The organism is Algoriphagus antarcticus, assembly GCF_002150685.1.
GTDB lineage: Bacteria > Bacteroidota > Bacteroidia > Cytophagales > Cyclobacteriaceae > Algoriphagus > Algoriphagus antarcticus.
In genome coordinates, this window is record NZ_MSSW01000071.1 from 1 (window position 1) to 20,424 (window position 20,424).

The 20,424-nt window shown below is 41.0% G+C and carries 16 protein-coding genes and 4 tRNA genes; 5 read left to right on the forward strand and 15 right to left on the reverse strand.

Annotation, left to right across the window (positions count from 1 at the left end; all coding sequences use genetic code 11):
* Positions 1-114: 114 nt before the first annotated feature.
* Both BVH04_RS20615 and BVH04_RS20620 read left to right on the forward strand, forming a co-directional pair.
* Positions 115-1,296: a DUF4221 family protein gene (locus tag BVH04_RS20615; RefSeq protein ID WP_169714474.1), complete on the forward strand. Its 1,182-nt coding sequence runs from the start codon at positions 115-117 to the stop codon at positions 1,294-1,296.
* 6 nt (positions 1,297-1,302) lie between these two features.
* The gene (locus BVH04_RS20620; protein WP_147303442.1) at positions 1,303-1,620 is read left to right on the forward strand and encodes a hypothetical protein; all 318 of its coding nucleotides are present in this window, start codon (positions 1,303-1,305) and stop codon (positions 1,618-1,620) included.
* A gap of 110 nt (positions 1,621-1,730) precedes the next feature.
* Here BVH04_RS20620 and BVH04_RS20625 read toward each other — a convergent pair whose 3' ends face one another.
* From BVH04_RS20625 to BVH04_RS20695, 15 genes are all read right to left on the reverse strand, one after another.
* Complete coding sequence (locus BVH04_RS20625; protein WP_086543359.1) at positions 1,731-2,048, reverse strand: DUF3467 domain-containing protein; 318 nt, start codon at positions 2,046-2,048, stop codon at positions 1,731-1,733.
* 383 nt (positions 2,049-2,431) lie between these two features.
* On the reverse strand, positions 2,432-6,742 hold the full coding sequence (gene rpoC, locus BVH04_RS20630) for a DNA-directed RNA polymerase subunit beta' (protein ID WP_086543360.1): 4,311 nt from the start codon (positions 6,740-6,742) through the stop codon (positions 2,432-2,434).
* A 48-nt stretch (positions 6,743-6,790) separates the two neighbouring features.
* Positions 6,791-10,666: a DNA-directed RNA polymerase subunit beta gene (rpoB, locus tag BVH04_RS20635; RefSeq protein WP_086543361.1), complete on the reverse strand. Its 3,876-nt coding sequence runs from the start codon at positions 10,664-10,666 to the stop codon at positions 6,791-6,793.
* A gap of 156 nt (positions 10,667-10,822) precedes the next feature.
* Entirely contained in the window at positions 10,823-11,203 is a 381-nt protein-coding gene (gene rplL, locus BVH04_RS20640) for a 50S ribosomal protein L7/L12 (RefSeq protein WP_086543362.1), read from the reverse strand.
* Positions 11,204-11,245: 42 nt separating this feature from the next.
* The gene (gene rplJ, locus BVH04_RS20645) at positions 11,246-11,788 is read right to left on the reverse strand and encodes a 50S ribosomal protein L10 (RefSeq protein ID WP_086543363.1); all 543 of its coding nucleotides are present in this window, start codon (positions 11,786-11,788) and stop codon (positions 11,246-11,248) included.
* Positions 11,789-11,790: 2 nt separating this feature from the next.
* Positions 11,791-12,489: a 50S ribosomal protein L1 gene (gene rplA, locus BVH04_RS20650; RefSeq protein ID WP_086543364.1), complete on the reverse strand. Its 699-nt coding sequence runs from the start codon at positions 12,487-12,489 to the stop codon at positions 11,791-11,793.
* Between the two features lie 10 nt (positions 12,490-12,499).
* Positions 12,500-12,943: a 50S ribosomal protein L11 gene (gene rplK / locus BVH04_RS20655; RefSeq protein WP_086543365.1), complete on the reverse strand. Its 444-nt coding sequence runs from the start codon at positions 12,941-12,943 to the stop codon at positions 12,500-12,502.
* A 3-nt stretch (positions 12,944-12,946) separates the two neighbouring features.
* Entirely contained in the window at positions 12,947-13,504 is a 558-nt protein-coding gene (gene nusG, locus BVH04_RS20660; protein WP_086543366.1) for a transcription termination/antitermination protein NusG, read from the reverse strand.
* Between the two features lie 18 nt (positions 13,505-13,522).
* Positions 13,523-13,711 (reverse strand): preprotein translocase subunit SecE, encoded by a 189-nt coding sequence (gene secE / locus BVH04_RS20665; RefSeq protein ID WP_086543367.1) that lies wholly within the window; start codon positions 13,709-13,711, stop codon positions 13,523-13,525.
* A gap of 16 nt (positions 13,712-13,727) precedes the next feature.
* A tRNA-Trp gene (locus tag BVH04_RS20670) sits at positions 13,728-13,801 on the reverse strand.
* Between the two features lie 118 nt (positions 13,802-13,919).
* On the reverse strand, positions 13,920-15,107 hold the full coding sequence (gene tuf / locus BVH04_RS20675; protein WP_086543368.1) for an elongation factor Tu: 1,188 nt from the start codon (positions 15,105-15,107) through the stop codon (positions 13,920-13,922).
* A 63-nt stretch (positions 15,108-15,170) separates the two neighbouring features.
* Positions 15,171-15,242, reverse strand: a tRNA-Thr gene (locus tag BVH04_RS20680).
* A gap of 43 nt (positions 15,243-15,285) precedes the next feature.
* A tRNA-Gly gene (locus tag BVH04_RS20685) sits at positions 15,286-15,358 on the reverse strand.
* Between the two features lie 162 nt (positions 15,359-15,520).
* Positions 15,521-15,603, reverse strand: a tRNA-Tyr gene (locus tag BVH04_RS20690).
* 147 nt (positions 15,604-15,750) lie between these two features.
* Complete coding sequence (locus BVH04_RS20695; RefSeq protein WP_086543385.1) at positions 15,751-18,384, reverse strand: M1 family aminopeptidase; 2,634 nt, start codon at positions 18,382-18,384, stop codon at positions 15,751-15,753.
* A 74-nt stretch (positions 18,385-18,458) separates the two neighbouring features.
* Between BVH04_RS20695 and BVH04_RS20700 the strand changes: the two genes are divergently transcribed.
* The 3 genes from BVH04_RS20700 to frr all read left to right on the forward strand — a co-directional run bounded on the left by BVH04_RS20700 (position 18,459) and on the right by frr (position 20,420).
* Positions 18,459-18,953 (forward strand): acetyl-CoA carboxylase biotin carboxyl carrier protein subunit, encoded by a 495-nt coding sequence (locus BVH04_RS20700; protein ID WP_086543369.1) that lies wholly within the window; start codon positions 18,459-18,461, stop codon positions 18,951-18,953.
* Positions 18,954-19,137: 184 nt separating this feature from the next.
* Complete coding sequence (gene pyrH, locus BVH04_RS20705; RefSeq protein WP_086543370.1) at positions 19,138-19,848, forward strand: UMP kinase; 711 nt, start codon at positions 19,138-19,140, stop codon at positions 19,846-19,848.
* An 11-nt stretch (positions 19,849-19,859) separates the two neighbouring features.
* Positions 19,860-20,420, forward strand: a complete 561-nt coding sequence (frr, locus tag BVH04_RS20710) for a ribosome recycling factor (RefSeq protein ID WP_086543371.1) — start codon at positions 19,860-19,862, stop codon at positions 20,418-20,420.
* The last annotated feature ends 4 nt before the right edge of the window (positions 20,421-20,424 follow it).

Sequence of the window (20,424 nt, forward strand, 5' to 3'; positions counted from 1 at the left end):
AGTAAATGGCAGAACATTCTTTATCAAAAGATTTTGTGCATAAATAACTAAATTGAAACAGACTTAGATTTGATTTGAATGAAGCTTAGGAAAAGACATTTAACAAGGCTGTTTTTGAATGCACTTGTAATTCTATTTTTAGCTGCATGCTCTCAACCAAACGAAGAGAGTAGTAACCTTTCTTGGTCAATAAAACCTGGAAAAGAACTGGTTCTTCACCTTGATTCTGTTACCGCTCCAAATGAGAATTATTTCCGATACCTGAAGAACTTTCATGGAAAGGAAACCATTGCTTTTCATATTCTTGGGGCAAATATGTTTAAGTTTTACGATCTCAATACAGGAAAAGTCCACCATGAAATCAAATATCCAATCTCAGGCCCAAGTGCACTCAACTCTGTATATGGATTCTACATCCACAATCCAGACAGTATTTTCCTCAGCCAGCAGTACCATTACAGACTACTCCTTTTGAACTCAAAATTTGAAAAAATTGATGAGTTGGATTTGGCTCCCGAAAATGTGGAATTCAAAGTATCAAGTCATGTGCCGAAGAAAGGTAATTTTATTCAGACGGCATCCATTTCGAGTAGAGCTCCTTTAACTGTCAGATCTGGGAAAGTGATAATTCCTTCCATGAATATGTCTAGAGCGGATGAAAAATCCTATACACGTGATGGACATCTATTTACGGTCTTTGACTTAGAAAGTAGGGCTTTTGCCTATAAGCTAAAATACCCCGAAGATATGCAAGATAAATTTTGGGGAGGGATGTTAACATTTACCTACACATGCTATAACCCTAAAACCAACAAAATTATAACTAGTTACGCTGGAAGTGGTCAAATTTCAGTTTCTGACCCCGACTTTATAAAAACTGAGTATTTTCAAGCCTTATCAGAAAAGCTTAAAGATATCCGGCCTGCTTATAAGCCTTATGAAATGGTAGAAGAGGAGATCGACCACTATATGAACATGCCAACGTTTGGGAGCATCTACTACGACATATATCGTGATGTCTATTACCGTTTAGGTAAGCTCCCTAAAAAGGGAGCTTACGATCCTTATAGGAGTGACTACCTGTATCCAATGTCCAATCCCCGAGATCTGGTCATTATCGTATTGGATAGCAAATTCCAGAAACTCACTGAATATAACATCTCACAGCCCAAAGATGGGGCTTATTTCGAAAACTGCTTTGTCAATGAACAAGGCTTTCATATCGCCTATGTGGATTATGAAAATGAAGATGAGCTGGTATTCAAGCAATTTATCCTGGAACAGGACAATGAATAAACTCCTGTGTCCATTGGTTTTTTTAATGGCGATAGTATATGGATGCCAAAGTCCATCTGCCGATGTCAGCGAAGATGGTCATTTGATAAGCTTATAGAAAAAATCAAAGAATCCAATAACATAGATGGGAACTATATAATACTTGCAGACAATGCCTGTCAAGGTTGTAGGAAGATAGTTCAACAATACGCTGCGGCCTCAGGAAGTGGAGCAGAAACCTTGATCATCAGGGACATCAAGAACTTGGTATTGCTGAAAGAAGATTTTAAAGACTATCCAGGCAATCTCTACATGGATAGCCTCAAAATACATGGGAAATCCTAACTTGAATTGTCTCCTGCCATCAGTATATCATACTCGGAAATATCGTCAGATACAATCCTATGGAATTACCTGAAATTTCCGACTAATTCTTTCTTGAGATTCAAAGGAAATCATGCTTCCCCAGGTGTACCGAAACTAATCGGAAACTGAGGAGCTCCTCCCGATTGATTGATCTTCCCAAAAGTAGCTTCGTACTTCTCGATGTTATCCTTGAGGGCAGAAAGCAAACGCTTGGCGTGATCCGGAGTTACTATAATGCGTGATTTTACTTTGGCCTTTGGCACACCCGGCATCAGGCGAATGAAGTCGATTACAAATTCTGAATTGGAATGAGCGATCATAGCCAAATTGGAATAAACACCTTCAGCTACTTCTTCCGAAAGCTCTACATTGATCTGCTGATCTACTTTTTTGTTGTCGTCTTGCATGGTTGATATTATTTTATATGATTATCCGTAATGAAGCCAGTAGTCTTATTTTCGTTGTCTATCGTGCTGGAAGACCCTTACTAGAAAGACATGCGGGGCTGCCGGAAGACCGAAGAGGCGTTCCCGCTTTTGTTAGGGAAAATCTATTTTAGTTTTACCTCAATTGGGACATAAAGCATATGTACAAATTTAAGTTATAAAAGCCACATGATTTGGGAACTCGCAAAAGGTAATAAAAGAGAAATACCCAAACGTAGCTTCTGGGTGGGAGGCGAAAACAACTGCGTCCTCTGCGAAACACTCTGCGTCCACCGTGGTTAGTATAGCTTTTAAGAAAAAAGGCCTGTCGTAAAACAGGCCTTTTAAATTAAGTTATTAGAATATTAAAGGATCGCTTCGCTAGATCTCTTAGAACTACGCTCCATGTTGTCCGAAAGTTTGTCGTATTCTTCTTGAGAACCAACGATCACTGACTGCAATCTTCTCTGACCAGTACCGGCAGGAATCAAGTGACCAACGATTACGTTTTCTTTCAGTCCTTTCAATTCATCTCGCTTACCTCTAATGGCTGCTTCTGAAAGCACCTTAGTAGTCTCCTGGAAGGAAGCCGCAGAGATAAATGACTCAGTACCCAAAGATGCCGCTGTGATACCTTGTAGCGTAGGCTTAGAAACCGCAGTTTCAGCATCACGCACCTGCACCAACTTAAGATCCTTACGCTTCAAGCTAGAGTTCTCATCTCTCAATCTTCTGGCAGAGAGAATCATTCCTGGCTTCAACGTAGAAGAATCACCGGCATCCATGACCACCTTACGGTCAAGGATATTGTCATTCTCTTCTCGGAAAGCCCACTTATCCACTACCTGATTTTGAAGGAACCCAGTATCACCAGCATCAAGGATTTCAACTTTCTGCATCATCTGGCTTACTATCACCTCGATGTGCTTATCGTTGATTTTTACACCCTGAAGACGGTAAACTTCTTGTATTTCGTTCACCAAGTATTCTTGAACAGCAGTTGGACCTTTGATTGCCAAGATATCGTTTGGAGTAATTGCTCCGTCAGAAAGTGGTTCACCAGCTCTGATAAAGTCATTCTCCTGAACCAGGATATGCTTGGACAAGGATACCATATACTTTTTGATCACACCATCTTTAGATTCGATGATGATCTCTCTGTTACCTCTTTTGATACCACCGTATGTTACTACACCGTCGATCTCAGAAACTACAGCCGGATTGGATGGATTTCTTGCTTCGAATAGCTCGGTAACTCTTGGAAGACCACCGGTAATATCTCTTGTCTTACCTACTGATCTTGGAATTTTTACCAAGATTTGGCCAGATCTAACTTTATCACCTGCTTCAATTGCCAAGTGAGCACCTACTGGAATATTGTATGCTTTTGTCTCTTCACCATAGTTTACAATAATCGCAGGGTTCTTAGTTCTATCCTTAGTATCAATGATTACTTTCTCACGGAAGCCTGTCTGATCATCGGACACTTCCTTATAAGTAACACCTTCTACAATTGCTTCAAATTCAATTTTACCATCGAATTCTGACAAGATTACTGCGTTGTATGGATCCCACTTACAAAGCGTCTGGTTCTTGGTGATTTTTTCTCCATCCTTCACATTGACAATAGAACCATAAGGAGCATGGTTAGACACTAACGTCTTACCAGTCTTAGCATCATTGACTTTGATCTCTCCTGATCTACCCATGACGACCGTGATATGCTCGCCATCTTTATTGGTAGTCTCGATCAATCTCAATTCATCGTCAAATTCAACAACACCATCAAACTTAGCAATCACACTTGCCTCTACAGCCATGTTTGATGCGGTACCACCCACGTGGAATGTTCTTAGTGTAAGCTGCGTACCTGGCTCACCAATAGACTGTGCTGCAATAACACCTACAGATTCACCTTCCTGCACCATGTGGCCAGTAGTAAGGTTTCTTCCGTAACATTTACCACATACACCTCTACGAGTCTCGCAGGTCAACACAGATCTGATCTCGACTTCATCGATTCCAGATTCGTCGATCAACTTAGCTACTTCATCATCAATTTCAAGACCTGATTCTACGATCAATTCATCCGTGGTAGGATGGAAAATATCGTGAACAGAAACACGTCCCAGCACCCTTTCAAAAAGAGGTTCTACGATCTCGTCATTGTCTCTCAATGGCTGAACCAGAAGTCCTCTTAAGCTACCACAATCATCTTCAGTGATGATCATATCCTGAGCCACATCTACTAAACGTCTGGTTAGGTAACCAGCATCAGCAGTTTTCAATGCAGTATCGGCAAGACCTTTACGTGCACCGTGAGTAGAGATAAAGTATTCCAATACATCCAGACCTTCTTTGAAGTTAGAAAGGATTGGGTTTTCGATGATTTCACCTACAGAACCTTGAAGGTTTTTCTGTGGCTTGGCCATTAAACCTCTCATACCACCCAACTGACGAATTTGTTCTCTGGAACCACGAGCTCCTGAGTGCATCATCATGTAGATCGCATTGAATCCTTGCTTATCCTCTTCCATCTGCTTCATTAGATTATTAGTCAAATGAGAGTTGGTACGAGTCCAGATATCAATTACCTGGTTGTAACGTTCGTTGTCTGTGATCAGACCCATTCTATAGTTATTCCAAACCTCATCTACCTCGTCTTTCGCTTTGGAGATCATAGGTTCTTTTTCTTCCGGGATAATTACATCATTCAATCCCATAGAAAGACCGCCTTTGTAGGCCATCTGAAATCCTAGGTGCTTGATATCATCCAAGAACAGAGCAGTACGTGCCATTCCACAAACTTTAACCACCTTAGCAATAATTTGCTGAAGTTTTTTCTTGGTCAAAAGCTCATTTACGTAACCTACTTCTTTTGGCACAAACTGGTTGAAAATCAAACGACCGGCTACAGTCTCAATGATTTCATCCTTGTAACCTCCATCTTCAGTTCTCAATTGAACTTTGCATTTAATATTCGCATGTTTGGAGATTTTCTCTTCATTCAATGCGATGATCACTTCCTCAACACTATAGAAAGTCATGCCTTCACCAGCCACGATTTCCTCAGGCGTAGATTTCTTACCCTTTGTCACGTAGTATAGACCCAATACCATATCCTGAGAAGGCACAGTAATTGGAGCTCCGTTCGCTGGATTAAGTATGTTGTGAGAAGAAAGCATCAAGGTAGAAGCTTCCAAAATCGCCTCATGACCAAGTGGAACGTGAACCGCCATCTGATCACCGTCAAAATCGGCGTTGAATGCGGTACAAACCAATGGGTGAAGCTGGATGGCTTTTCCTTCTATTAGTTTCGGCTGAAAAGCTTGGATACCCAATCTGTGAAGCGTTGGAGCACGGTTGAGGAGCACAGGGTGTCCTTTCAAAACGTTTTCCAAGATATCCCAAACCACGGGATCTTTACGATCCACGATTTTCTTAGCTGACTTCACTGTCTTTACGATACCTCTTTCGATCAGTTTTCTGATTATAAAAGGCTTGAAAAGTTCAGCTGCCATATTTTTAGGAAGACCACACTCGTGAAGCTTCAGTTCTGGACCTACTACAATCACCGAACGACCGGAGTAATCCACACGCTTACCGAGCAAGTTTTGACGGAATCGACCTTGCTTACCTTTCAACATATCAGAAAGAGACTTCAAAGCACGGTTTCCATCAGATCTTACCGCATTTACTTTTCTAGAGTTATCGAATAAAGAATCCACAGCTTCCTGAAGCATTCTTTTCTCGTTTCTCAAAATCACCTCTGGAGCTTTGATATCGATCAATCTCTTCAGACGGTTGTTTCTGATAATTACTCTTCTATAAAGGTCATTCAAATCGGACGTCGCAAAACGACCACCATCCAAAGGAACCAATGGACGCAATTCCGGAGGAATTACCGGGACCATACGAACGACCATCCACTCAGGACGGTTTTCGATTCTAGTCCTAGCATCACGGAATGCTTCTACTACTTTCAGTCTTTTCAGCGCTTCTGCTTTTCTCTGCTGAGAAGTATCTGTGGCTGCCTGGTGACGAAGTGAGTAAGAAAGATCATCCAGATCAATTCTTGCCAATAGCATCTCCAAAGCTTCAGCACCCATTTTGGCGATGAATTTATTTGGATCAGCATCATCAAGCATGTGGTTTTCCTTAGGCAGCTTATCCATGATGTCCAAGTATTCATCTTCAGTTAAGAAATCTAAATATTGAACTCCCTCTTCTGCTTTGATACCTGCCTGTACTACTGCATAACGCTCGTAATAGACAATCTGGTCAAGCTTCTTAGTTGGAAGACCAAGAAGGTAACCGATTTTATTAGGAAGAGATTTGAAATACCAAATGTGAGCAACTGGAACTACAAGTTCGATGTGCCCCATTCTCTCTCTTCTTACTTTCTTCTCTGTAACCTCTACACCGCAGCGGTCGCAGATAATACCTTTATACCTGATGCGCTTGTACTTGCCACAATGACACTCCCAGTCTTTGACTGGACCAAAGATTCTCTCACAGAACAACCCGCCCATTTCTGGCTTGTAGGTTCTATAATTGATCGTCTCTGGCTGGGTCACTTCACCGTTTGAGCTATCCAGAATAGATTCTGGGGAAGCCAAACTGATGGTGACTCTGGAAAAATCATTGTTAAGTTTTTTATTTTTTCTGAACGCCATAGTTTTTTGAAAGATATGTAAAGGGCTCTTGCGAGCCCATTCGCTTTATTAATCTAGGGTAATTTCAAGAGCCAAACCTCTCAACTCATGAACCAATACGTTGAATGATTCAGGAATATTAGGTTTAGGAAGGTTTTCACCCTTCACAATTGCTTCGTAAGCTTTTGCTCTACCGATTACGTCATCAGACTTCACTGTCAGGATTTCCTGCAGTACGTGAGATGCTCCGAATGCTTCCAGTGCCCAAACTTCCATCTCTCCGAAACGCTGACCACCAAACTGAGCTTTACCACCCAATGGCTGCTGCGTGATCAATGAGTAAGGTCCGATTGAACGTGCGTGCATCTTATCATCTACCAAGTGTCCAAGTTTCAGCATGTATGAAATACCTACTGTGATTGGCTGATCGAATTTCACACCCGAAAGACCATCGTAAAGGTAAGTTCGTCCGTACGCTGGCAAGCCTGCCAATTCCAATTCATGAGATACTTCCTCCATAGAAGCACCATCAAAGATTGGGGTAGCATATTTCTTATCCAGTTTCTGTCCAGCCCAAGCCAATACAGTTTCGAAGATCTGTCCGATGTTCATACGAGAAGGTACACCTAGCGGATTCAATACGATATCCATTGGAGTTCCGTCCTCAAGGAATGGCATATCCTCGTCTCTGACGATTCTTGCTACGATACCCTTGTTACCGTGGCGACCCGCCATCTTATCACCTACTTTTAGCTTACGCTTCTTAGCGATGTAAACTTTGGCAAGTTGAACGATACCAGCAGGAAGTTCGTCTCCTACCTCAAGAGTGAATCTTTCTCTTTTGAAGGTACCACTGATCTCATTTCTTGAGTTGATAAAGTTTTTCACCAGATGAACAATCAACCCATTGATATGCGGATCATTTGTCCAGTCGTCAAGAACGATATCAGATATTAGGTTAGCCTCTTCTGGAACATTGTAGTTACTCTCATCTCTGTAAGGATTCTTAGCAGGGAAAAGGTTGTTTTCAATGTTTTTCAAGTTGAACTTCTGCCCTTTGGTGATGATCTCATCCCCAAATTTGTGCTTTACGCTCTGAGATGTTTTACCGTCTAAGATGGTAACCATCTTATTGATCATGCGGGCTCTTAGACCTGATAGGTCTTTGGAGTATCTGCCCTTGAGTTTTTCAACCTCAGCTTTAGACTTCGCTCTTACGTCTTTATCTTTCTTAGGTCTTGCGAAAAGCTTGGTCTCGATTACTACACCATTCAAGGAAGGTGAAGCTTTTAAAGACGCATCTTTCACATCACCTGCTTTATCACCGAAGATTGCTCTAAGCAATTTCTCCTCTGGAGTCGGATCTGTTTCACCTTTTGGAGTGATCTTACCAATGATAATATCGCCTTCTTTTACTTCAGCTCCAATCGCGATGATACCATGCTCATCAAGATTTTTAACTGCTTCTTCAGAGACGTTAGGTATTTCAGAAGTCAATTCTTCTTCACCTCTCTTCGTATCACGAACTTCCAATTGGAATTCTTCAACGTGGATAGAAGTAAAGACATCCTCTCTTACTACACGCTCAGAGATTACGATCGCATCTTCAAAGTTGTATCCTTGCCAAGGCATGTATGCCACTTTCAAGTTTTTACCTAGAGCTAGCTCACCGTTATTAGTAGAGTAACCTTCTACTAGCACCTGACCTTTTTTCACCTTTTGGCCTTTCAGGACCAAAGGAGTAAGGTTGATTGTAGTGTCTTGGTTAGTTCTTCTGAATTTGATCAAATTATAAGACTTGTATTCGTCTGTGAAATTAACCAGTAGCTCATCATCAGTTAAATCGTACTTGATGGTGATTTTCCTAGCATCCACATAATCAACTACACCACTTGCTTCCGCTATGATTAGTGATCTAGAATCTACAGCTGCTTTTGCTTCAAGGCCAGTACCTACAATCGGTGCTTCAGCTTTCAACAAAGGCACTGCTTGACGCTGCATGTTGGATCCCATCAATGCACGGTTAGCATCATCATGTTCCAAGAATGGAATCAAAGATGCCGCAACTGATACAATCTGATTAGGAGCAACGTCCATATAGCTGATTTCTGAAGGCTCCAACACAGGGAAGTCACCTTCGAATCTTGCTTTTACTTTTTCGTTAATAAACTTGCCAGACTCATCCAAAGGAGCATTTGCCTGGGCAATGTTATGATTATCTTCTTCTTCAGCTGTAAGGAACAAGATATCCTCAGCTTTCATACTTACTTTACCCTCCTTTACCTTGCGGTAAGGAGTCTCAAGGAAGCCCATAGAGTTGACCTTGGCATGAACGCAAAGTGAAGAAATCAAACCAATGTTAGGACCTTCTGGAGTTTCGATAGTACACAGACGACCGTAGTGCGTATAATGAACATCTCGAACCTCAAATCCTGCTCTTTCTCTGGAAAGACCACCTGGACCCAAAGCTGAAAGTCTTCTCTTATGAGTCAATTCAGCCAATGGATTGGTTTGATCCATAAACTGAGAAAGCTGGTTTGTTCCAAAGAAGGAATTGATCACTGAAGAAAGTGTACGAGCATTGATCAAATCGACTGGTTTAAAGTCTTCATTGTCTCGAACGTTCATTCTTTCACGGATCGTTCTGGACATTCTAGCCAAACCAACACCGAATTGGCTGTACAGCTGCTCGCCTACAGTTCTTACTCGTCTATTGCTCAAGTGGTCAATATCATCGACCACAGCCTTAGAATTAATTAATCCGATAAGGTATTTTACGATGTGAATAATATCTTCCTTGGTAAGAACGATTTTAGCTGAATCGATATCAAGACCAAGTTTTTTATTGATTCTATAACGACCTACTTCACCTAGATCATAACGCTTGTCGGAGAAGAATAAGCTATGAATCACCTCACGAGCCGTTGACTCATCTGGTGCTTCCGTATTTCTCAATTGACGGTAGATAACTTCTACAGCCTCTTTCTCAGAGTTAGAGCTATCTTTTTGTAATGTGTTATAAATGATAGAGTAATCAGCCACGTTTACATCTTCTCTGTGGAGAATGATGCTCTTCGAGCCTGAGTCTAAGATCATTTCAATATCTTCGTCTGAAAGAATGGTATCACGCTCTAGCAATACCTCATTTCTATCGATGGAGACTACTTCACCAGTATCTTCATCTACGAAATCTTCTACCCAGGTCCTTAGAACCCTCGCAGCAAGCTTCCTTCCAGCCACTTTTTTCATTGCTGTCTTAGTAGCATTGACTTCCTCAGATAGACCGAACAAGTCGAGAATATCTTTGTCAGAGCCATAGCCAATAGATCTTAGCAAGGTAGTTACTGGGAACTTCTTCTTACGATCAATATATGCATACATCACATTATTAATGTCAGTAGCAAATTCAATCCAAGATCCTTTGAAAGGGATAATTCTGGCAGAGTAAAGCTTCGTGCCATTTGTGTGCTTGCTTTGCGCAAAGAACACACCTGGCGAACGGTGAAGTTGTGAAACAATTACTCGTTCTGCACCATTAATTACAAATGACCCTTTCTCGGTCATATACGGAAGATTACCTAGGAATACTTCTTGCTCAATCGTTTCGAAATCTTCATTATCCTCATCATGGCAAAGTAATCTCAACTTTGCTTTCAACGGTACAGAGTAGGTCAAGCCACGGTCAATGCATTCGCTCACAGAATATTTCGGTGGGTCTACTGCGTAATCAATAAATTCAAGAGTGAAATTCTCTCTGGAATCACTGATTGGGAAGTTTTCTGCGAATACTTTAAATAAACCGTCTGCCCGGCGTTTTTCTGCTGGAGTATCCAGTTGGAAAAAGTCTTTGAAAGACTGCAACTGAATATCGAGAAAATCCGGATAGCTTTTGACCACCTTAATGGAGGAGAAACTTTTCCTTTCGGTTTGATTCTTGATAGCCAAGGTAGTGTATGTTTATGGTGAAATATTAATAGCGATAAAATACAATTTTCGCTTAAAATAATGCAATTTTGAACCTGTGCATAAACAGGAAAAGACCTGACTAAAATAGTCAGGTCTTAGGTGTGAACCCCAACCTAATAGTTGCGGCTCAGCAAATTATTTGATCTCTACTTCAGCACCGGCTTCTTCCAAAGACTTCTTCAAGCCTTCAGCTTCGTCCTTAGCTACACCTTCTTTCAATGCTTTAGGAGCAGAGTCAACTAGTTCTTTAGCCTCTTTAAGACCAAGACCTGTCAATTCTTTTACAAGCTTAACAACTGCCAGTTTTGATCCACCAGCAGCTTTCAAGATCACGTCAAAAGTCGTTTTCTCTTCTTCAGCTGCAGCTTCACCAGCACCAGCACCACCTGCTACAACTACTGCGCCTGCAGAAGCTGGCTCGATGCCATACTGATCCTTAAGGATATCTGTCAATTCTTTAACCTCTTTTACAGTCAAGTTTACCAACTGATCTGCAAGTTGCGTAAGATCTGCCATTGTATTTGAAATTTAATATTTGTTTGAATTATTTTTTTTAACTTATTTTTCTTCTCTATCAGCAAGAGTCTTAAGCACGCCAGTAATATTGTTCTGGCCACTTTGCAATGCTGAGATAAGATTCATCGCTGGAGATTGTAGCAAGCCGATAAGATCGCCTAGCAACTCCTCCTTTGACTTCAACTTAGAAAGCATTTCTAGATTTTCTTCACCGATGAATATATCTGCATCGATAGAAGCTCCTTTGAATGCTGGCTTCGTTGCTTTTTTACCTAATTTTTTTCTGAAATCCAGCAATACATTTGCTGGAAGATTACTCGTCTCTTTAGAGAAAATAATTCCAGAGAATCCTTTCAATGCTTTATCTGACAACTCTGTAAAGTCGGCATCTAAATTTTCCAGAGCTTTGGTTACCAAGGTGTTTTTGTACACTTTGTACTCAACGCCTTTTTCGTAACAAGCTCTTCTGAATGCATTCACTTGCGCAACAGAGAAACCTGAAGCATCAGTGATATAGAAGAAAGGGTTTTCTTTAAATTTCTCAGTAAGACCGTCGATTATTACTTTCTTTTCGTCTCTAGTCATGATTAAATTCCTTGAATGCTACCCTTGTCCACTGCAATTCCAGGAGACATTGTACTGGATAAATGAATACTCTTGAAATACGTTCCCTTAGAGGATGATGGCTTTAGCCTAGAAATAGTAAGGATAAGTTCTTTTACATTCTCTTCAATCTGCGCTGCAGTGAAGGATGCCCTACCGATACCAGCATGTATGATCCCAAACTTATCTACTTTGAAATCAATTTTACCTGCTTTTACTTCTTTTACTGCCTTTGCTACATCCAGAGTAACGGTTCCTGATTTAGGATTTGGCATAAGACCTCTAGGTCCTAATACTCTACCCAATCTACCTACTTTCGCCATTACGTTAGGCATAGTGATGATGACATCAATGTCAGTCCATCCGCCTTCGATTTTAGCTATGTAGTCGTCCAAGCCTGCGTAATCTGCACCTGCTTCGGTTGCTTCTGCTACTTTGTCAGGAGTACAAAGCACCAATACTTTGATGTCTTTGCCTGTACCATGTGGAAGCGCAACAACGCCTCTTACCATTTGATCAGCTTTCCGTGGATCTACACCCAAACGGATGTCTAAATCTACAGAAGCGTCAAACTTCGTCATAGTAATATCCTTCACGATAGTAGAAGCTGCCTCCAGGGAGTACACTTGGCTTGGGTCGTACTTAGAAAGAGCTTCTTTTTGCTTTTTTGTTAACTTAGCCATTGTTTTTTATTTATACTTCCCAAGGGGCTTTACCAGATACTGTGATTCCCATGCTTCTTGCTGTACCAGCTACCATTTTCATAGCAGACTCAACTTTGAAAGCATTAAGGTCAGGCATTTTAACCTCCGCTATTTCTCTCACCTGATCCCAGGTTACTGATCCTACCTTCTTACGGTTAGGTTCAGCAGATCCGCTTTTTGCTTTCGCAGCCTCTAGCAACAAATTTGCTGCAGGAGGAGTTTTTACTACGAAGTCAAAAGTTTTGTCTGAGTAGATCGTAATCAATACAGGTAGCACTTGACCAATTTTTTCTTGGGTACGTGCGTTGTACTGCTTACAAAACTCCATGATGTTCAGACCCTTGGAACCAAGGGCCGGACCAACTGGAGGCGACGGGTTTGCCTGGCCACCTTTCACTTGTAGTTTTATATAACCAGTGATTTCCTTAGCCATTGCTTAGTCTTGTTTTTCTACTTGTATAAAGTTTAATTCAACAGGAGTATTTCGGCCGAAGATCTTAACCATAACATTAAGTTTTTTCTTCTCCTCAAATATTTCCTCTATAATTCCGGTAAATCCACTGAAAGGGCCGTCCATAACTTTGACAGTCTCCCCAATTATAAATGGAGTATCCAGCTTCTCTGCGAACTCATCAATCTCTTCAACCTTACCTAAAATACGGTTGATTTCTGACTGACGAAGTGGCTCAGGGGTTTTGGAAGCCCCGCCTGAGTTAGATCCTAAGAAACCGATCACTCCCGGAATACTTGTAATTACGTGATTGGCTTCACCATTTGAGAGATCCGCATTAACTAAAACGTAGCCAGGAAAGAAGTTTCTTTCTCTGACGCGCTTTTTACCGTTGCGCATCTCATATACTTTCTCTGAGGGTATTAAGACTTCAGGAATAAAACCACCAATATCTTCTCTGGCAATTTCATTATCCAGATAGGTTTTAGTTTTTTTCTCCTGTCCCGCTACTACTCTGAGTACGTACCACTTATGTTCAGCCATTCTGTAATGTCAATTCAATTAGAATAAATCATAAAACCATTTCATGATGTTTTCGAATCCCAAATCTACCACACCTATAAATAGGGCGAAGATCAGCGAGGCGACTAGCACCAATACTGCACTATTTTGAAGAAATGAAAATTTCGGCCAGGTGACCTTATTTACCATCTCATCATAAGATTCTAGAACAAAGTTTTTCAGATTCATAGTGTACTTAACTTACTGGCACGGGCAGAGAGATTCGAACTCCCATCAACGGTTTTGGAGACCGCTATTCTGCCGTTGAACTATGCCCGTGTAAATGAACGTCCCGCTAATGGGAACGCAAAATTAGGGATTGATTACTAAAGAAACAAATGCGATCCCAAAATAATTTGAGATCGCATTGTATAAATAGTCAATCAGTGATTGATGATTAGTCAAGAATTTCAGTAACCTGACCAGCTCCTACTGTTCTACCACCCTCACGGATCGCAAAACGAAGACCTTTCTCAAGAGCAACCGCGTTAAGCAAATTTACCTCGATAGTCACGTTATCACCTGGCATTACCATCTCAACGTTCTCTGGAAGTGTAATTTCGCCAGTTACATCTGTAGTTCTAAGGTAGAACTGTGGACGGTATCTGTTGAAGAATGGAGTGTGACGTCCACCTTCTTCTTTAGAAAGAACATAAACTTCAGCGTTGAAGTGAGAATGGGGCTTCACAGATCCTGGCTTACAGATAATCATACCACGTTTGATTTGTGATTTTTCAATACCTCTTAGCAATAGACCAACGTTGTCACCAGCTTCACCTCTGTCAAGAATCTTACGGAACATCTCAACACCAGTTACTGTAGACTTAAGGCCTTCAGCACCCATACCGATAATGTCAACTCCTTCACCAGAGTTAATGATTCCTCTTTCAATTCTACCAGTAGCTACAGTACCACGACCAGTGATCGAGAATACGTCCTCTACAGGCATCAAGAAATCCTTATCAATCGCTCTTTCTGGAAGAGGGATAAAAGAATCAACAGCATTCATCAATTCCATCACAGTTTCAACCCACTTTTCTTCACCGTTCAATGCACCAAGTGCAGAACCAGCAATTACAGGGATATTGTCACCGTCGAATTCATAGAAAGAAAGTAGTTCTCTGATTTCCATCTCCACAAGCTCAAGAAGCTCAGGATCATCAACCATATCTACTTTATTCATAAATACTACTAGTTGAGGCACACCTACCTGGCGAGCCAAAAGGATATGCTCTCTAGTTTGAGGCATTGGTCCGTCAGTAGCAGCTACTACTAGGATGGCGCCGTCCATTTGGGCAGCACCAGTTACCATGTTCTTAACGTAATCAGCGTGACCTGGACAATCTACGTGAGCGTAGTGTCTTTTTTCAGTTTGATATTCTACGTGAGAGGTGTTAATGGTGATACCTCTTTCTTTTTCCTCTGGCGCGTTATCGATAGAAGAAAAGTCTCTTAATTCAGATAGACCCTTACTAGCCAGTACGGTAGTGATGGCAGCAGTCAAAGTGGTCTTTCCATGATCTACGTGACCAATCGTACCGATATTAACGTGCGGCTTGGAACGGTCGAATTGTGCTTTTGCCATGCGTGAAAATCCTCAGTTTAAGTTTAAAGATATATTTAATTTTTTTTTCTTTTAATCGAAATGAGCCAACGAGGGGATTTGAACCCCTGACCCCTTCCTTACCAAGGAAGTACTCTACCCCTGAGCTACGTCGGCTTAGACTCTTATGCTCCCACAAGAATTCTTGGGGAAACTAAAGAGCGGGAGACGAGGCTCGAACCCGCGACCTGCAGCTTGGAAGGCTGCCGCTCTACCAACTGAGCTACTCCCGCTTGTAATCTTTCGAGATGATTTCATCTCTGGCCGCTCTACCTCTAAGTACTTTACATTTCAGTTAATACCTTGGAGAGCTACTTCCATTTTGACCTGGTCTTACCCCGGTCTTTTTTCGCCCTGCAAAATTAGAAAAATAATTTCGCATTCTGGCAATGGTGTGGGGGAAATAGGATTCGAACCTATGAAGACTTAAGTCAACGGATTTACAGTCCGTCCCAGTTGGCCGCTTTGGTATTCCCCCTTTACTGCTACTTTCTTGCCTTTTTATCGGGCTTTCCTATCGTAACGGATGGCAAAATTATAAGCTTTTATCAAAGATTCAAAACATGAATTTCAAATTTGGCGGGGTTTTGCAGTTTTTATTTCCAAACAATTATAAATCAAGGCCTTAATTTTCATCTTTTAAAGTCTCTAGAAAATATTGGTAGTACATTATCAGTTCACTATCCGATTCCTGGGCTGCTACCTCACTGATTTTCTTCAAAATCTCAGGATTGTCAGAAAAGCCCAATAAACCCTGAAAAGCTCCTAATCGAACATAGCTTCTTGTATCATTTTCCATTATTCCAAATAAATAATTAGTAGCCTTGCCTTCGCCTTCTTCCGGGAAGCGGCTGAAATACTCACTCAAATAGCCCAAGAAGTAATAGAGACCCTCCCCAGAAATTGTATTAGCTTGATTCAAAAACCATTCTCCTTTACCGGGAAAAGCATTCGATATGTAATAATCAGCAACAGGGATCACCATACGGAAATTACTTTCACCTGCAAAACCTTCCATCAATAAAGGATCAATCTCCTGAGATTCCATACTGACCAACCCCATCAATGCAGACCCTGAGACCATATAGGATGAGTCCTCAGCTAATTTCAGAAAAACAGAATAATAGTCATCGGGAGAATAAGCTGACAGCACATCAATCGCCCCTGCTCTGACTGAGTTTCTTTCATCATTCTCAGCAATGTAAACAACTCTTTGTGCTAATTCTGGCGTATCTTCTAGCCATTCTGGATATCCCTGTAAGATGGATAAAGCAGATTCTCTGACAGACCAAAACTCATCCTCTAATGCCTCAGGAATGATGGATTCTAATTCCGTCACCGCTTCCCAAGCAGCCAAACTATCCAATGCCTCGTATCTGGAAATTCCATAGTTAGAAGTTCTGAACTGTCGGCGCATTTGATCAGGGCTTGCTTCCATAGACTTTTTGGCAAGCAGGTTTTTCTGCTCATCTACAAATACCAGATCAACTGGATTTTCATTTTCTAAGGAGATCTGCTGGAAACCCTTTGTGATCATGAATCGCTTACTTTTTCTTTGATTTCCCTCATACCAACTCACATCCAATGGCAGTTGATAAAGCGGGGTTGTATTCAAGTCCTGAAGTTGAGTTACCGAAATAAGGATGTTTTCTGGCTTAGAATAATCCACCTCAAAATGAAGTTTTGGATGTCCTTTAGCTAAAAACCACTGGTTGAAAAACCAATTCAAATCCTCCCCACTGACTTTTTCAAATGCTATTCGGAGATCATTAACTTCTACGTTATCAAAAGCATGCTTCGTTAGATAATATTTTAACCCTGCATAAAATGCATCCTTTCCTAAGTACTCCCGAAGCATGTGGAAAATTGCTCCCCCTTTGGAATAACTATGCGAATCAAACATGTCTTCCGCATCATCGTAATCAAATCGGATCAGGTCAGCCAGTTTAGTTTCTGCTTCCAAAAAGTAATTCTCTGTTTCAGCTATAAGCTTCAGCTTAGCTTCATCTTCCCCATGCTTATACTCATTCCACAAGAACTCACTGTAATTAGCAAATCCTTCATTCAAAGTAAGGTTTGCCCATGACTCAGTGGTCACATAGTCACCGAACCACTGATGAAAAAGCTCGTGAGCAATAATATAATCCCACTCAGAGTCAATAGCCTCCCGTTCTGTCAACCTCAATTCCTCCATAAAAATGGAAGCAGTCGTATTTTCCATAGCACCTGACACAAAGTCTCGAACGACTATTTGATCATACTTCGGCCATGGGTATCTCACACCAAGTAAATCCGAAAAGAAACCGATCATTTCTGGAGTATCTTGGAATACTATAGCTGCCCCTTTTTCGTAGCCTTTTTCCACAAAATAACCAAGCGAAACATCCTCCCATTTAGCCTCCACTTTACCGAAATCCCCAATGGCAAATGCTGCCAAATAAGCCGAATGAGGAAGCTTCATTTCCCAGTAATCTTTTCTCAACCCTTCCCCTAAAGACTCCTGCTTGATCAATTCCCCATTTCCTATTGTAATCAAAGTATCCGCCACTGTCAATTTAATGAGCTGAGTGAACTTTTCATTTGGAGAGTCAATGGTGGGAAACCATTTGGAATTATGCGTCGTCTCCCCCTGTGTCCAGATCATCGTTGGTTTATCGGGTAGAGTGTCCAAAGGGTCAATAAAATAAAGACCCTTAGTATCCGTGATAGCCTGGCTCCCACCTCCTGCATTTCGCTCAGGAAAAGCAGAATAGTCTAATGCTATTCGGAACGTATCAGCTTTAGTTAATACCCTCGGCAGATGAATCCGGAGCTTAGCTTCGTCGTAGTCATAGGTTATCGATTCTCTATTCCCATTTTGAACAAAAAATATCTCTCCCAACTCAAAATCCTGCGCATCAAGTACAAGTTCTTTATTTGGATAAAAAAATGGTTTGATGGTCAATTCAGCTTTTCCAATTACAGCCTGACGCTTAAAGTCAAACGATAAGTCCAAGTCTGTATGCAGGATGTCAAAATCTTTTTTTACCGAGGGATTATATGCGGCAATTGCCCGCTCTTTCTCTTCAATTTTCGCTTTCACGGCAACACTGTCTATTTTCTTCGGGATAGTATCAAGGGAGACAGTAATTGCAGAAATATTTTCCTTGGACTCTTGCACAGGTAGTTGATTAGACTTACATGCCATCGTAATTATCACTATAAAAAGAGCCGAAAGTCTGGATGAATTTCTCCAAAATCCTATGTTCTTCAAGATCATTTGATTCATATTTAAAAAGAAAGAAGGGTTTCTGTTTTATGGGAAATTGTATATTCGGCTTCAAATTAACATGAATGTTTACAGTTACCATCCAAAATAAAAGCTATTCGGTAGAAAAAACCGGTGATATTATTCAAGTAAATAGCAAAACGATCGATTGGGATCTTCAGTGGATTTCGGATCGAAAAATTCACCTGATTTATGAAAATAAGTCCCTAGAGGCAGAATTGATTTCCATAGATAAGGAAACAAAAACTGTTCAAATCAAACTTGGCAACAAAATCTCAACCCTGCAACTCAAGGATAGATTTGATTTGCTTCTGGAACAAATGGGAATGACCAATATGGCCTCGCAGGCTCTGAAAGAAATAAAAGCTCCAATGCCTGGATTGATCCTAGACCTGAAAGTAAAGCCAGGTGATGAGGTCAAAAAAGGAGATGTAGTACTGATTTTGGAAGCCATGAAAATGGAGAACATTCTGAAATCCCCAGGAGATGGTATCGTGAAAGCAGTAAAAGTTTCTCTCAATCAAAGTGTAGAAAAAAATCAAGTCTTGATTCAATTTTAGCTTTTAAGCCTAGCATAATGAAATGAAGAAATTATATTTGTCGGATTATTTTGTGCAAATCGGGCTATGTCCGATCCTTTTTCAGTCAGTTTGCTAATGTTTTTTAGCGCGATCCTGAGAATAACTCGCCTCAAATAATCGCAACAATAGCGACAAAAAACCTCTGAAATACAACATCAAACACATGAAATACAAGAGAATATTGCTCAAACTCAGTGGAGAAGCGCTCATGGGTGACAAGAATTATGGCATAGATCCAGTTAGACTTCAGCAATACACGCAGGAGATCAAAAAAGTACATGACATGGGTGTAGAAGTTGCAATCGTAATCGGAGGTGGCAATATTTTCAGAGGAGTTCAAGCAGAAAAGTCAGGGATCGATAGAGTGCAGGGCGACTACATGGGTATGCTTGCTACGTTGATCAATGCCATGGCGCTGCAAAGTGCACTGGAGCAAGGCGGGATGTACACTCGCTTGATGTCTGGAATTAAAATCGAAAGTGTTTGCGAACCCTTTATTCGAAGAAGAGCAATCCGACACTTGGAAAAAGGTCGTATAGTAATTTTCGGTGCAGGTATTGGTAATCCGTACTTCACTACTGACTCTACAGCAAGTTTGAGAGCTATAGAAGTCGAAGCAGATATCGTATTGAAAGGAACAAGAGTGGATGGCGTATATACTGCCGATCCAGAAAAAGATCCAACAGCCACAAAATATAAAACCATATCGTTTCAAGAAGTTTATGAAAAGAACCTAAACGTCATGGACATGACGGCCTTTACTTTGTGCCAGGAAAACAACCTTCCTATCATTGTATTCGATATGAATTTGGCAGGAAACCTTAAAAAACTGGTGGAAGGCGAAGAAATTGGGACTTTGATCACTTCTCTTTAAGCTTAAAAATCATGGAAGAAATCGAATTATACTTAGACGAAGCAAAAGAGTTGATGCAAAAAGCGGTAGCTCATACCTCTTCAGAACTTTTGAAAATCCGCGCAGGAAAGGCAATGCCAAATCTCCTCGACGGTATTATGGTCCAGTATTACGGCGCTAATACTCCGTTGAGCCAAATATCCTCCGTAAACACGCCTGATGCACGAACCCTTTCCATCAAGCCTTTTGAGCGCACGATGATTTCTGAGATAGAGAAGGCCATCATCAATTCAGACCTTGGACTAGCTCCACAAAATAATGGGGAGGTGATCATTCTGACCATTCCGGCGCTTACTGAAGAAAGGCGTATTAACTTGGTAAAACAAGCTAAGCATGAATGTGACGGAGGAAAAATATCCCTAAGAACTGTGCGAAAGGATATCAATGACGAGTTGAAAAAGCTTCAAAAAGATGGAGCCGCAGAAGATGAAATCAAAAGAGCTGAGGACGTTGTGCAAAAGCTAACTGATCAATTTTCAACTAAAATAGATGAGATTCTTGCGAAAAAAGAAGTAGAGATCATGAAAGTCTAATCAC